Raw genomic sequence first — 14,516 nt, 5'->3', positions numbered from 1 at the left:
TCTGGTAAAGTAACTTTTTTTAGCCGAATACTTGACTTAGTTGGATTAATAAGGTTATATTGTATAATTGGGTATAAGAGTATAAATTAATTTATGAGCATTGTATGAAAAGTGGTAATGAAGATAATAACGAAGGCTTCGCTGTTGCCAATGAAGCTGTGGATAAGGTGGCTGAAGTTGTAATTGCAGTAAATAATGATTTATCAGCTCTTTCTCCTGCGAAACAAGATTTAGAGCATATAGCTGGGGTTCTAGTTGAGGTGGTGAATGTTTTGGAAAAAAGAAACTCACTGCAAAATATAACAGCTAACGATATAAAGGGGTTAGAGGAAAAAGCTGAGAACATTAAAAGCCGTTCATCAATTGGAGCTCAGATAAAGGCATGGTTTGACTCATGGCTTACTCCTCTCATTAACTTTTTAAAATCTCCATTTAGTAAAAAACATCAAGAAAAATTACAGCAAGCAACAGAAGAGTTTGTTAAAGGAGCTGAGGTTATACAAGAACAAGTTGCCAAGGAGCAAGTTGTGGAAAAGCAAATAGCCACAACTATTGCAGCACAAGAAGCACCGGAACAACCGTCTGTGAAACCAATTCCTAAACCTAGAACTATAACAGCCCCGTTAGCAGTACCAGAAGTAACTCACTCTATACAAGATGTTGTGCCAGTACAAGCTGTAGTGAGTAATGCTCCAGCTATGCCGCCAACACAGGTAACAACTAGTACTCCGACAGTTATGCCACCACCAGTGCAGGTAACAGTTAATAATGTTCCAGATATTCCACCGCCCCCTCCGCCACCGCCACCACCACCGCCTAATCTTAATACAAAAGTGACACCGGTAGCAAATGTCGATATGGCAAATCATTTGGCAGCCATAAGAGAAGGGATTAAGTTAAAGAGTGTAGCAGATCGACCATTAGGGGAAATAGCTGTAGGTTCAACAAACGATGGTTTGATGGGTGAATTGGGAAAAAGGCTTGCAGCACGGAGAGGAGCTGGTGAAGTTCAAGGTGGCAAAGAACTACCTAAAGCATGGCTTGCAGACCAAGCTAGATTTGAAGAGGCTAGAAAAGAAGAAGCAGCACGCCAGGCTAAACAAGATGCAATAGATACTCCAAGAATAGCAGCGGCACTAAAAGCCGAAGCAGAAAAGCAAGCAGCAAGTGCAAAACCTACCCCTCCTAAAGTTGAGTTTAATGATGCTGGAGTTCCAATACCACCACCTCCTCCCCCTCCACCTGGACTCTCTGGTATTCAGCCGCCTAAACCAAAATCCCCAACCGCAGAACCAAAGAAACAGGCAAAGCCTGCTCAACTTGCTGTTTGTAAGGATGACATCATGAAAGCGGGAGAAGGGTTGAGGAAAGTTACAATTAAGGAAGATTCTACCCCTAAAAAACCAATAGAAACCCCTATAGTAAATTTTAAAGCAAACCTTAAACCAAGAGGACCCAGCGGCGGTAGGGGGTAAATAGCATAATTGTTGAAAGTTTAAAATAGAGCCAAATTACAACTAAAGATTGTGTATAAATATACACTTAGGGTAATTACCATACAAACCCGTCATTGCCAGGAGGTCGCCAGACCGATGAAGCAATCCATTTCTATTCACTTTTTCTTGGATTGCTTTGTCGACCTTACGATCTCCTCGCAATGACGTTTTTATCCTGTCATTCCCACATCTAATTTGTCATTCCCGCGTAAGCGGGAATCTAGCCCCCTACCTACGCAGGGGTGACACAAAAATGGATTGCCACGACCTACTTGCGTGGTCTCGCAATGACGAAAAAGCTATCTAAAATCCGCTCCACCTTCTAACTTTCAACAGTTGTGGCAACCTCCTCGCAATGACATCTTATACTTTAACCTTTTTTCCGTGAACACTCACATTCAATCTACAACTGTAGTATTAAGCTAAAAATTCATTTTAACCTTCAAACTATAGTTAAACCCATAAAATTAGGTGACAAAGAACATAGTAATAATTTCAAATAATTTGCTGGTTTCTGTTACCTTATTTTTAATCCATCGTTTCATATTAGCCCAAAACTTCTCTATGGGATTTAAGTCTGGTGAATATGGCGGTAAAAAAATAAGCTTGCAACCAACTGATTCTATTAATTCCTTTGTTTTCTTTGATTTATGGAAACTAGCATTATCCATCACTACAACTTGTCCTGCTTTTAACTCTTTAATTAAAAACTTCTCAACCCAATTATTAAATAACTCTGTATTGCACGTTCCATTAAAAACAAAAGGAGCTATTGATTGATTGTTTACCAAGCCAGCTATGATATTAGTTCTTTGATAGTGTTTCCCACTCTTCTTTCCAATCAGTAATTCTCCTGTTTTACTCCAGCCTCTATCTTGGCAAATACCTGTATCTATACCGCTTTCATCAATATGCACTATTTGCCCTTTATCATATTTATTGATCTCTTCTAAATATTCAGCTCGTCTGTCTACACTTGACTCCATGTAGGTAAAGGTTTTTTTTTATAACTAAAACCTAGCTGTTTTAATATCCTTCCAGTTTGAGACCTCGCAATTCCAAACTCTTTACCAATATCTTGTAATCTCATATTTGGATTATTTCTTACAAAATTTGCTAACTTTTGCTTATCAACTTTACTTTTAAAACCTACTCTAGCTTTTGCTAATATCGTTCCTTCCTTTCTCTTCCTTACGTTCCAGCGACTAATTGTATTTTTATGTATATCGAATATCTTGGCAGCCGCTCTTTGACTATTACCTTTTTCTATATAACTTATTACTTTTTTTCTTAAATCTTTACTATATGGGCTTGTTGACATTTTTTCTCTTATTTATACCATATAATGTCATCTAATTCAACGGGTTTAACTATACCTTGATGACCAATATATTTGCTAGCAATGTGAGCATTATAGATAATGCCATACTCCATCATATGGTATTTCGCAGTTAAACCAGTACCAAAAGTAAAAGATAATTTGTCAGGTTTAACTGACTTGATTGGTAATGGTTTATCTATTCCATCTAACCGTACATCAATTATTGGCGATTTTCCTTTGAAGTCATAATTAACGTAACCATGCAATTCTGGTATTAATAGTAATTGGTCAAGTTGGATGTTTGCCGAGGTTCTTAGACCCAAAATACCTTCAAATTTATTGTATGATCGCTTTTTAACAACTAAGCTTTGACAGGCTGCCCCAGTTTTTGTATAACCAGAATCCGTAAATTGTGAGTATCTAAACCCAATAGTTGGGGTAATAGTTAAATTTTCAGAAGCCTGGTAACTATATCCGGTAAGTAGCTGACCACTATAAGAAATAGATTTATATTTAGCGGTGACTGTGCCTAGAGTAGTAACATTTCTTACATTAGTTGGGAGTATCCGTCTTTCTGAGCTTTTAATATCAGTTATGCCATATGATGCTACACCTTCAGCAAACCAATTAGTTGAGAATTTATATAAGCCGTATACCGAGAAGACATTAGTTTTGCCGTTAGTTTTATCGCCATTTTTCTGATTCTTATGAGACATGTTTGTATCAATTAAGCTATAAGCTGCACCAATTAGCAAGTCATCATTTATTAAACCGTCAAAACCAACTATTCCACCAGCCGATTTCATGTTGTAACCACTAACTCCTTTTTGCATTTTTTGGTTAGCAGTACTATAAAATGGACTACCCCATACTCCGTACATTATCTTATCATCATCACCCGATGGTATAGGAACCTGCAGTATATTCACAGACCTTGAAGTAATTTGGCTAGTAACTTGAGAAATTGCTTCGCTTATTATAGATACCAAATCTTTTAGAGCAACTTCTACTGCAGTCAAATTTTCATTACTAGACAGCAGCCTTTCAATCTCCAAGTGGGCGTTATCTTTATTCATAAAACCAAGTTTATTTTTGTAGCTAGCAGCCTCACTCTTTGTATCAGTTACCTCAATCAATTGTTTAATAAATATTGCTTCTTCTGATAAGATAGCATCAGATTTTTTTGCTTCCTCTAATTCTTCCCTTGATTCTTCCCATGGTTCTCCCGATAATTCCTGCAATTCTCTCGCTAAAACTTCCTTAGAAATATCCTTGGCAGATAGGGTCAGAGTGTTAAGATCAACGATCCAGCTAACAAAGCGGTTTTGTTCCTCTGACACAAGGTTAACTTTGTTTTTATCAATTACAGTAAGACCATCTTTATCAACTGACGAAACCAGAACATATTTGGTATCTTCAGAAATTTTGTTAATATCAGATCGAGCTATTACTTTTATATTCAGCTTGTCTAGTTCTGATAAATCTAATTTACTATCCCTCTGAATTTCTATATTACCACCTGCCATTTTTGAGGTATCATAGAAAGTGTTCAGCTGTAGCGTTCCTGTCAGCTTGGCATTACCAACATATTTTAACTGATTAGTCCCTATATCTATTGTTAAATCTTTAGCGACTAAATCACCAGTGATAGTTTGATTTCCAGACAAGCTAATTATCTTAGCTTGATTTGCTTCAATACCAGCAAACTTAATGTCTTTTTCTAATAGCACATACTTATTAGCAAAACTTACAGGGGCTGTTGAATCTACTTTTTCTTTAAACCAAACATTATCTGCTAATATTATCTTTTCACTATTAATTGAAGCTTTAACCAAGGCGGCATTATCAAATCTTATCTTGGACGATCCCTTAGCATTTACCTCTTCTGAATCAATTACCGTGGAATAGGTAAACTCTTTTAATAGCCTTGGTAATTCAGCTCTATCTACATTTACTCCTGGGACAGCTATAGTTCTGTTTTCAATACCAGCAAAAGTTACAGTTTTATCAGCATTAATTGTTATTTTCTTAGAATAAATATCAGCTTTTACCGTTGAATTGCTATCAAAAATTACATCAGACAATCTCAATTTATCCGCCCCTAGATTACCATAAGCAACGCTATCGTCCGACTTGAATATTACTTTACCGCTATTATTCTTTTCGGTCGATACATTGGAATAGAAATTTTTACTATTGACAGCGATTGTGTAATCACCTAGTAATTTAATCTCTTCTAATCTGTTCTCAGATGATCCAACATCACCTGCAATGGTAAGATTTGCATTTAATGCTAAACTATGCAATTTATTGCCAGTTGTGGTAATGTTACTTATAGTACTATCTTCTTTTAAGGTTAAAATTGCATATTGAGTACTAATAAAACTAACTTTACTATTAATCTTCCCCAGGTTTACCATAGCGGCATTTAATTCTATTTCCACAGTATTAAGAGTAGGCTTAATATCAAAGCTACCAGCTCCAGAGAAAATTATCTTTTTTAGTTTATTATCAGCAGTACCTAAAATTTTATCTACTCCGTCAATCGTCAATGTTGTATCTTCCTCAACAGAATCAAACTCAACTATACCTGTATCATTAGTACCTGGGTCTAGATTATTGTCTAAAGTTATCATTCTGTTTTGATCGCTACTATTCCGTAATGTTAATCTAGCCTCTGGATGTATGAAATTAATTGCATTACGACTACCGCCACCTCTGTTGGATAAAATATTAATAGGACCATGTTTAGCATCTAGTACGTAAGTTGCTGAACCGGTGTCGGTAGAAGGGTCTATAGTAAAACCAGCAGCATGTTTAGATTGTCCAATATCGATTTGAGCAATCGAGGCTGAAGTACCACTTTCATCAACAAATTTTGTTCCCTCCTTTCTTGGGTTATAAACAATGCTCAACTTCTTAGTATTACTGATATCAAGTTTATTAATACCATCTCCTGTGATAATCACATTACCATAAGCTGCAATGTGCTTTAGACTTCTAGCAGCTGTACCAAGAGCTTTGTCACCATTAGCTTTTACAGTTAAAGTAGCACCGTCAATACCAACCATTGCTACTCTCCCTCCATTACCAATTTTTCCTGGTAAATTATTCTCAAAGATTATGGAGTGACTGTTTCCAATTCCTAAAGTAATCAATCCCAATTCTGAATCTTCATGCAAGAAGTTGATTTCCGCTCCATTAGCAGCAAGGAGATGAACGTCATTATTTGAAGCATTTATTACTAGAGTATTAGCAGTAGGAGCATCAAGAGGAGGAGGAAGAATAGCAGGAGTACCAATATTTATAGTCTTAATATTGCCAATCTCTGCATTGGTAGCTATGAGGGTAACCTGAACATTTAAAGTGCCATGCTCACCACCGGCTATTGTTGAATTGAATGTTGCAGGCTTCTCAGGAACAACAGGCTTATTAAAGGTTAACGTTCCTCCCTTACCAAAATCAACTCCACCCGTAAAATCACCACCAATTGTTACAGTTTTATCGACATTAGTGAAGTTAAGTTTTTCAGTAAAAACATCTCCTTCTAAATTGACATTACCATCAACAATATTAATCTCGGCTAAAGCAGCACCATTAGCACCGATATTTTTAGTTACCCTACCAAATCCCAGGAAGGTTAATGTACCCTGATTATCTGTACCGCTAGTATTATATATAGCGCCAGTGATTCTTTTACCAGCTTTTAGCTTAAGTATAGAATTTTTATGGGTAAGATTAGTATTAGTAGCAAAAACATGATCTTCTAAATTAACTTCTCCAGCCCCTATATCTACTGTAGCTAAAACAGCAGTACCAGTCCCTATTGCTCCAGCCTTGCCAATTTCTGCAAAGCTTAATGTTCCCTTACCATTAATATCTGTAGTGATAGCCCCATTGATTGTTACATTATTCCCAATCTTAAGTACAGAATTTTCATGGGTAAGATTAGTCTGATTAGTAAAAACATTCCCATATAAAGAAACTGTTCCATTACCTATTTCTATCTTTTTTAAAGCCTTTTTATCAGCACCAATCGTTCCAGTTACCTCGCCATTTCCTTCAAAGATTAACGTTCCTTCTTTATGTGTATTCGTAGTGATAGGACCAGAGAGTTTTATATTCCTAGCAGTATCATCAGCCTTTTTAGCAGATTTAATTATAAGGGTTGAGCCTTCACCATTAAATCTTATTGAGCCTAATTTATCATAGGTATTTATTCCAACATCACCATAAGCGTTTCCATCTAATATTAATGTCTTATTGCTATTAATTCTAGCCGTTATAGAGCTAGCAGCACCACCAGATATAGATCCTATAGTAATGTTATTATTTATTATAAGACTATCACCCCGAGGCCAAGGCCAAGGCCAACCATCATGACCTGGATTAGCTTGCACTTTTATCCCACCTATTCTTTCAGGAGCGTGTTCATCAACTATAATTATATCATTTTCCTTATTAAGAATCATCCAATCATTATTACCATTCTTGGCATCTATCTTCTCACTAAGTTTACTACTACCATCAGTATTAACTCCACGACCTGCAAAAGCAACGCTGCTCCATCCCATACTTGCTAAAACAGAGGCAACTGACACGCTGGTCAGCAAATTTTTTAAGAATTTTTGTTTTTTTTTAGACATATTTACCATTTTTCATTTTAAAAAATAACTCACCACAACAGATTTTTACTTAATACCCACTAGTGTATGGATAAAATATTAATACAAATTTTTGAGTATATTAACTTGATTAAGCAACATCTGGTGTATCATAGTGATTAACCTATGTCAACAAGAGGTATAAAAATTATTTAATTAAGATTAAAATCTTAAGAAGGATTAATTAATATTATTACAATAACATTAATATAATCTAATTTAGGGGGTTATCGATTTTATTTGCGATTTCCCATTGACTAAAATAGATGGTGGTAATATAATGCCGACTTAGTTTTGTTTAAGGACTTAGTTTGTTTAAATTTTAGTTTAGGATATTTCTCATGTTCGCAATCGTCAAAGCAGGCGGAAAACAGTATAAAGTCGGCAAAAACAGTGTCATCAAAATAGAAAGAATTGACGGTGATAGAGGGGCAAAAGTTCAACTTGATCAGGTATTGATGATTGGTGAAGATTCAAAACCATCTTTTATCGGTACGCCAATAGTTCAAGGGGCTCTTGTTACAGCTGAAATTACTAACCAGTTTAAAGATAATAAGATTATTGTCTTTAAGAAAAAACGTCGCCAGAATTATCGTCGAAAGAATGGTCATAGGCAGGAATTAACCGAACTGAAAATATTAGACATTACTAAATTATAACTGGATTTATAAGGATATATAGATGGCAACTAAAAAAGCTGGTGGTAGTTCCAGGAATGGGAGAGACTCAGCCGGTCGTAGATTAGGTACTAAAAAATCTGATGGACAATATGTCATATCAGGTAATATAATTGTTAGGCAACGGGGTACTAAAATTTACCCAGGTGAAAATGTTGGGATTGGAAGAGATCATACGTTATTTGCCTTGGTTAAAGGTAAAGTAAAATTCTCTAGTAAGGGCGGGCATAAAATAGTTAATGTTGTGTTGGTGGCATAATTATAATCCTGTATAATGCCCAGCCATGCAACTAGACCTCTTGCATAACCTGTATATCATAAGTGATAAATTCTTGTTGAGGATCGTAGTTAATTGTTAGGAGTGGTAAGAGAAAGTGAGGAATATTTCACAAATAAATTGGCTATGCTAAATGTTGAGGAATATGATAAATCTCAATTGGAAACCATTAGAAATCAAATTAGCAATAACGAAAATCCTACCACTATAGTTTCAGTTGATTATTATGGTATAGAATCAATAATCAACTGAAAATCAAACACTGAATTGACAAAAAAGATTATAGCTGCACATAAATATAAATGATTATCTCCGGCAGCCTCCTAGAACTTCTTTCTATAGTTAATTCAGGAGAATTTGGGGCTAGGAACGATGGAGCGACGCCTATAAGTAATAGGCGAACGACGAGTGACGACGCCCCCAACTTCTCATCAATTGACTATAGGCCGCTATAGCTCAGAGGTAGAGCACATCATTGGTAATGATGAGGTCGCAGGTTCAATTCCTGCTAGCGGCACCATATACATATTATCATTTGTTAAATTGAAACTATAAAATTCAATACAAAGTTTTATGAGTGCTATTTAGTTTATAATCGAACTCAAGAGAGTAAAAGCACTTTAGACTTTGTCATGTAGTTGTATAATGCGAGAATCGTTATTTGTTGTTTTGGGCTTACTAGAAAAGAAACATGAAGGTACAAATTTTTTGGTGTAAAGTAGCCTTTCTAGAAATGATGACTCCACTGGCATTTCTGCAGTACTTGTATTAATAAAATGAACTGCTCTTAGCAAAATATATTTTTCTCTTTCATTTACAAGAAAAGCAGCCTTTTCTTCGATATAATTTTTGTTAAGCTTTTCTGGATTTAGCATATACCATTTTTGATCTCGCTCAGATTCTTCCAATCTTTGATAATCTTTAGGCTGGAGAGCAAAAAAATCTGATTCCAATATTTCTGCTTTTACGTATTCATAGAGTACTTGGATTCCTCTACCTACTTCTAAAACACCAAACATAACACTTACATTTTTAATTATTTTAAGGACGTAAAAAACAACATCAATTTTATCATAACTAATATGAAACTACTTTTTTAAGAGTTTTGCAAGCATAAAATATACACCCTTATTTAAATTCAAAAAGATAATTGCTAGTGCTGGTAGCTTATTTATGGTACAATTTCTGTAATGAAATAATAAGATTATTAAGCTTTTTAATTATAACACAACCAATCAAGATATTTATATGGAAAATAATAAACCACCAAGAATGATGGTAGGTACCGATGAATTCTATGACCTGCTAGTTAATAGTGATGTCTTTGTTGATAAAAGTCTAATGATAAAGGAATTGCTAGAAGATAGTGGTAAAGTTATCCTAATTACTAGACCAAGGCGGTGGGGTAAGAGCTTGAATATGAATATGCTCCAGAAATTTTTTGAGATAGAGGTGGATAAGAGAGGTACGCCTTTACCTGAAGAAGATAGAGTTAATCGCATTCTCTTTACCGGTGGGGAAATCAATTTAGGTATTAAAGGAAAAAGGACTTTAGAGCCTTTAAAGATTAACGGCAATGAATATGCCATGACTCAACAAGGTCAATTTCCGGTGATTTTGCTCAATCTTAAAGATGTAAAAGGTAGTAGTTATCAAGAAATAGAACTAGGTATTAAGGATCAAATTATAGAATTATTTGCAAGTCATCATTACTTAAATCATCATGTAACAGAAGATACAGGACTATTAAATAATGCCCAAAAAGAAAAACTAAGGAGATATTTTGATGGGAAACTTGAGAGAAATGACTTAAAAGATAGTTTACGGGTTTTGAGCGAAGTGCTGTACAAACATTTTGGTCAAAAAGTTTACATATTAATCGATGAATATGATACGCCGATCAATAGTTCATACATTAAGTTTGGTAACAAGCCAGAAGAGTTTGAACAGGTACTTGAAATGTTTCGCGGGATGTTTGGCAGTAGTTTAAAAACTAATCCTTATTTAGAAAAAGGCGTAATAACCGGCATATTACGGGTTGCTAAAGCTAATTTATTTTCGGATTTGAATAATGTTAGTGAGTATAGCTTGCTTGATGAAAAATATTCTAAGTTTTATGGTTTTACTCAAGCAGAAGTTGATGAATTGTTAGCAAAAGTACCAACAGCAACTAATCCTGAAAAAATTAAAGCTTGGTATAATGGTTATAATTTTGGCGGAGAAATCATCTATAATCCATGGTCGATTATGCAATGTTTAGCTCATAAAGGCAAACTTGATCATTATTGGCTTGATAGTGGGGGGACGGCTCTTGTTGATAAAGCATTATTGTCAGATGGAATGCAGGAAGATTTACAGAGCTTAGCTGCCGGCAAGAGTATTATCTCACCGATTGTCAAACAAATTAGTTTTGCTGATATCAACAAACCAGTAGGATTATTTAGCTTGTTGTTATTTAGCGGTTATTTAAACCCTGTTGCTAAAAAACCAGAAGAAGATATTTACGAATTGTCGGTACCAAATAAAGAGGTACGATATATATATAATGCCAGAATGCTCCAATGGGTTACTGATCAGTTACAAATTGATCACTCTCGATATTATTCTTTTGCTACTTTGCTGCCGGCAGGTAAAATAGAACAGTTTAAAGAAAGGTTGCAAGAATTATTGTTAAATGCTACTAGTTTTTATCAAACTGGTGAGAAAAAAGCCGAGCTATTTTATAGTGGTTTTATGCTAGGTTTGATTAATACCTTAGCTTCTGACTACATAATAGACAGTGAAAGAGAAACCGGTAGCGGTAGGGCGGATATTGTGCTACTACCCAAGATAGGTAAAAGTGATAATGCTATTATTATTGAATATAAAATATGTAAATCTCCTGATATTTTAGAATCTGTTGCCAAAGATGGGCTAGAGCAAATAGCAAAAAAACGATATGATGCTAAAATAAAAGAATACTCCCATGTTCAAAAAATCATCAAAATATCTATGGCTTTTTGCGGTAAGGAAGTGGCACTAGAATATCAGATTGTTGTAATTTCTTAATTCGTATTTCAGAACCTGAAACTTAGAGGCAAAAAACTTGAGACCTCTCTACGTTTTCTGTTCGATATTTTTGAAAAAACGACAACTCGTACAAAAATGGCGGGGCGTAGTGAACAATTTCCGAACCCAGTCAGATACCAAATTGCTTATTATACAAGTGCTTACGCTCATCATTAGAGCTTCGTTACCTCATATTGCAACTCCATATTTTTTCCACAAAATGCCATCGAAATTTTTAATATTTGTTTTACATGTGAATGCTCTTTTATTTTACTATCATATTTTTTATTAATAATTTGTTGTAAACCAGATTTAGCTATATCTGCTAGCTCTTCTGAGGATTTAGCGATTTTATACTCGATAATCATCGCTTTATCACCTTTGCCAATTTTTGGAATCATCATAACGTCGGCTCTGCCATCCCCTGATTCTTGTTCACTTGATATTATATAATTAGGAGCTAACATATTAACAAAGCCGAGCATAAAGCCACTATAAAATAATTCGGCTTTTTTCTCTCCTGTTTGGTGAAAACTAGTAGAATTAAGTAACAATTCCTGCAGACGCTCTTTAAACGCCTCTATTTTACCATCTGGTAATAGAGTAACAAAAGAATAATAGCCAGAATTATCAATTTTTATTTGTTTAGTAACCCATTGTAGCATTCTTTTTTCATAAATATATTTCACCTCGTAGTTAGGAGCAGATAAATCATAAATATCTCTTTCTGGCATCTTGGTAGTTGTATTTAGGTAGCCACTAAATAATAATAAGCTAAACAACCCTTCTGGTTGGTTGATATCAGCAAAATTTATATGTTTAGTGATAGAAGAAGTAATCGTTTTACCTGCAACTAAAGCCTGGATATTTTGTTGCATCTCGTCTGAGAGCAGTACATGATCAATCCAATCAGTCCCACCACTATCAATCCAATAATGATCAAGCTTGCCTTTACTTGCCAAACATTGCATAATCGACCATGGATTATAAATGATTTCTCCGCCAAAATTATAGCCATTATACCAATTTTTAATTTCTTCTGGCTTTGTAGTGGTTGGTACTTTAGTTAATAATTCATCAACTTCTGCTTGAGTAAACCCGTAACTGTTAGAAAATCTTTCATCTAGTAAACTACATTCAGTTAAATTATTCAAATCTGAAAACAAATTAGCCTTAGCAACACGCAATATACCGGTAATGATGCCTTTTTGTAATGAATCATTGGTTTTAAGGCTATTGCCAAATATTGCCCGGAATAGAGCTAATACTTCCTCAAACTCTTCTAGATTATTGCCAAATTTCATATAGGCACTATTAATTGGCGTATCATATTCGTCAATTAGTATGTAGACTTTTTGATTAAAATGTTTATAAAGTAAATCGCTTAGAAATTTCAAACTATTCTCAAGTTCTACTTTGTTAAATTCTCCAGAAAAATATCTAGTTAATTGTTTCTTTTGTGCATCATTTAATAAATTTTCCTTATCTGTTAAATAAGTCTCCAAATAACGATAATTACTAAATAACTGTATTACTTGATAATTGATTTTACTTTCAATTTCCTCATAACTACTACCCCTAATCCCCTTAAAACTTATAATAATAACTGGAAATTGACCTTGATAGTCTAGAAGAATATCTGGATACTTAGATATTTTAAGTGGTTTAAGCAACTTTTTTCTACCACTTGCTAATCCCAAATCCACCTCTCCACCAGCAAATAGTTTATAGTTCACTCTTTGTTCTTGTGGTATAGGATTGCCATGTTGATCTACCTCTATCTCAAAAAATCTCCGCACCATATCCATATTCAAGCTCTTCCCCCATCGCCTTGGACGGGTGATTAAGGTGACTTTACCACTATCTTCTAACAACTCCTTGATCATTAGACTCTTATCAACAAATATGTCGCTATTAATCAACAAATCGTAGAAGTCATCGGTACCAACAAACATTCTTGGCTGATAATTATTGTGGGTTTGTTCTTTCATACTTTACTCAATCAACTAAAATTCACTCTTATGTCTAAATAATTTATGACAACTCATGAACATGTTATTTAATCATAACTTGCTTATATATTTCATTATAACATAATAATAACTTGCACTAACTATTTATCAGTAAAAAATTATAAATTTTTTAACTTCTTATCCAAAATTCGCGTAATAAAGTATTTTAGGGATTTTTTTGTCTAAGGAGTCGTAAGAAAATAATGTGTATAAATTAAATTCTACCTACAACTAAAATTATATAATCATTGTATAATTGCCACTAAACTAAATATTTCACTAATTTTTTATAAAATACACTTTACATACCAAAATATATTGTATACCTTATAAAATATATGGGTTTTTAGAAATAATATAGCAACCACAAATTAGGTTTTTGATATTGTTATTTCGTAATATTCAATATAATCTCACTAGTAAGCAAAATAATCTTGCAACATTGCAAAGCAAACTTAATGAACAACAGGCTTTAGTAAGCAAAATATACGAATATTTAAGCGATTTTCAGGATAATCCTACATCTAATACAAGAATGGTGGAAAATGATCAACTAGCTGCCAAGTTGGTTGGTGAACTAACACAATTAAATTTGAATGAAGTTGAAAATACTGAATTTTGGCGACCGTGGCAAGATAGACATTTTGATGTTCCAGGACAGATGGCATATGATATGTATGGTTTTGGAAGTTATACAGATATGCTTTCATCTCTTTCTACAGAAGGTCAATCACATCTTTTGCTTACAATACACGACACACCTGAAGTTATTGCCAATCTAAAACAAGTAGTAATTGCATCTTACTCAAATATTTCTGCAAAACAGATAGGAGATAACATAGGCATAAGTTATCCAAGTGGAACCTTTCATATTAGAGACACAGAAGTTTATAATGTGTACAGAATACATTACAATTACCAAGAGCCTGCACCAGAAGTTGCGGATAGTATTTTAAACGAAATAGCCCTAATACTTGAAATAATTTCGGAGATTAGTTCATATCAATTCCCCAAAAATTGA

The 14,516-nt window shown here is 34.3% G+C and carries 12 protein-coding genes and 1 tRNA gene; 8 read left to right on the top strand and 5 right to left on the bottom strand.

What is annotated here, in order from left to right; genetic code table 11:
* Positions 1-104 precede the first annotated feature (104 nt).
* Entirely contained in the window at positions 105-1,475 is a 1,371-nt protein-coding gene (locus ACQH1V_RS05695) for a hypothetical protein (RefSeq protein ID WP_425360136.1), read from the top strand.
* 488 nt (positions 1,476-1,963) lie between these two features.
* Here the strand turns inward: ACQH1V_RS05695 and ACQH1V_RS05690 are convergent, their stop codons facing one another.
* From ACQH1V_RS05690 to ACQH1V_RS05680, 3 genes are read right to left on the bottom strand one after another with little or no spacing between them, the layout of a single operon-like run.
* Entirely contained in the window at positions 1,964-2,482 is a 519-nt protein-coding gene (locus ACQH1V_RS05690) for an IS630 family transposase (RefSeq protein ID WP_425360021.1), read from the bottom strand.
* Positions 2,467-2,817: an IS630 transposase-related protein gene (locus ACQH1V_RS05685; protein WP_425360020.1), complete on the bottom strand. Its 351-nt coding sequence runs from the start codon at positions 2,815-2,817 to the stop codon at positions 2,467-2,469. The genes ACQH1V_RS05690 and ACQH1V_RS05685 overlap by 16 nt, the downstream gene beginning before the upstream one ends.
* A gap of 8 nt (positions 2,818-2,825) precedes the next feature.
* Positions 2,826-7,463: an autotransporter domain-containing protein gene (locus tag ACQH1V_RS05680; protein ID WP_425360135.1), complete on the bottom strand. Its 4,638-nt coding sequence runs from the start codon at positions 7,461-7,463 to the stop codon at positions 2,826-2,828.
* 359 nt (positions 7,464-7,822) lie between these two features.
* On the opposite strand from ACQH1V_RS05680, the gene rplU reads away from it, so the two are divergent.
* From rplU to ACQH1V_RS05655, 5 genes are all read left to right on the top strand, one after another.
* Positions 7,823-8,140, top strand: coding sequence for a 50S ribosomal protein L21 (gene rplU, locus ACQH1V_RS05675; RefSeq protein ID WP_094649747.1), 318 nt, complete (start codon positions 7,823-7,825; stop codon positions 8,138-8,140).
* A gap of 22 nt (positions 8,141-8,162) precedes the next feature.
* Positions 8,163-8,417 (top strand): 50S ribosomal protein L27, encoded by a 255-nt coding sequence (gene rpmA / locus ACQH1V_RS05670; protein ID WP_341748681.1) that lies wholly within the window; start codon positions 8,163-8,165, stop codon positions 8,415-8,417.
* Positions 8,418-8,519: 102 nt separating this feature from the next.
* Positions 8,520-8,687 carry a hypothetical protein gene (locus ACQH1V_RS05665; RefSeq protein WP_341748680.1) on the top strand — a complete coding sequence of 56 codons (168 nt, stop codon included), beginning with the start codon at positions 8,520-8,522 and terminating at the stop codon, positions 8,685-8,687.
* Between the two features lie 50 nt (positions 8,688-8,737).
* A complete protein-coding gene (locus ACQH1V_RS05660; RefSeq protein WP_341748679.1) occupies positions 8,738-8,890 on the top strand; it encodes a palindromic element RPE2 domain-containing protein in 153 nt (50 codons plus the stop codon).
* Positions 8,881-8,955, top strand: a tRNA-Thr gene (locus ACQH1V_RS05655). The genes ACQH1V_RS05660 and ACQH1V_RS05655 overlap by 10 nt, the downstream gene beginning before the upstream one ends.
* A gap of 100 nt (positions 8,956-9,055) precedes the next feature.
* Here the strand turns inward: ACQH1V_RS05655 and ACQH1V_RS05650 are convergent.
* Complete coding sequence (locus ACQH1V_RS05650) at positions 9,056-9,454, bottom strand: hypothetical protein (RefSeq protein WP_094649744.1); 399 nt, start codon at positions 9,452-9,454, stop codon at positions 9,056-9,058.
* Positions 9,455-9,683: 229 nt separating this feature from the next.
* Between ACQH1V_RS05650 and ACQH1V_RS05645 the strand changes: the two genes are divergently transcribed.
* Positions 9,684-11,483, top strand: a complete 1,800-nt coding sequence (locus ACQH1V_RS05645; RefSeq protein WP_425360134.1) for an AAA family ATPase — start codon at positions 9,684-9,686, stop codon at positions 11,481-11,483.
* 173 nt (positions 11,484-11,656) lie between these two features.
* Here the strand turns inward: ACQH1V_RS05645 and ACQH1V_RS05640 are convergent, their stop codons facing one another.
* Positions 11,657-13,474 (bottom strand): AAA family ATPase, encoded by a 1,818-nt coding sequence (locus ACQH1V_RS05640; RefSeq protein ID WP_425360133.1) that lies wholly within the window; start codon positions 13,472-13,474, stop codon positions 11,657-11,659.
* Positions 13,475-13,880: 406 nt separating this feature from the next.
* Between ACQH1V_RS05640 and ACQH1V_RS05635 the strand changes: the two genes are divergently transcribed.
* The gene (locus ACQH1V_RS05635) at positions 13,881-14,516 is read left to right on the top strand and encodes a hypothetical protein (protein WP_425360132.1); all 636 of its coding nucleotides are present in this window, start codon (positions 13,881-13,883) and stop codon (positions 14,514-14,516) included.

The organism is Candidatus Tisiphia endosymbiont of Ceraclea dissimilis (assembly GCF_964030735.1).
GTDB lineage: Bacteria > Pseudomonadota > Alphaproteobacteria > Rickettsiales > Rickettsiaceae > Tisiphia.
This window is presented reverse-complemented; position numbering and strand designations above follow the sequence as displayed.

Excerpts from the sequence above, each read along its gene's own strand:
- ACQH1V_RS05695 (WP_425360136.1), top strand. The coding sequence starts at position 105 with ATGAAAAGTGGTAATGAAGATAATAACGAAGGCTTCGCTGTTGCCAAT.
- ACQH1V_RS05690 (WP_425360021.1), bottom strand. The coding sequence starts at position 2,482 with ATGGAGTCAAGTGTAGACAGACGAGCTGAATATTTAGAAGAGATCAAT.
- ACQH1V_RS05685 (WP_425360020.1), bottom strand. The coding sequence starts at position 2,817 with ATGTCAACAAGCCCATATAGTAAAGATTTAAGAAAAAAAGTAATAAGT.
- ACQH1V_RS05680 (WP_425360135.1), bottom strand. The coding sequence starts at position 7,463 with ATGTCTAAAAAAAAACAAAAATTCTTAAAAAATTTGCTGACCAGCGTG.
- rplU (WP_094649747.1), top strand. The coding sequence starts at position 7,823 with ATGTTCGCAATCGTCAAAGCAGGCGGAAAACAGTATAAAGTCGGCAAA.
- rpmA (WP_341748681.1), top strand. The coding sequence starts at position 8,163 with ATGGCAACTAAAAAAGCTGGTGGTAGTTCCAGGAATGGGAGAGACTCA.
- ACQH1V_RS05660 (WP_341748679.1), top strand. The coding sequence starts at position 8,738 with ATGATTATCTCCGGCAGCCTCCTAGAACTTCTTTCTATAGTTAATTCA.
- ACQH1V_RS05650 (WP_094649744.1), bottom strand. The coding sequence starts at position 9,454 with ATGTTTGGTGTTTTAGAAGTAGGTAGAGGAATCCAAGTACTCTATGAA.
- ACQH1V_RS05645 (WP_425360134.1), top strand. The coding sequence starts at position 9,684 with ATGGAAAATAATAAACCACCAAGAATGATGGTAGGTACCGATGAATTC.
- ACQH1V_RS05640 (WP_425360133.1), bottom strand. The coding sequence starts at position 13,474 with ATGAAAGAACAAACCCACAATAATTATCAGCCAAGAATGTTTGTTGGT.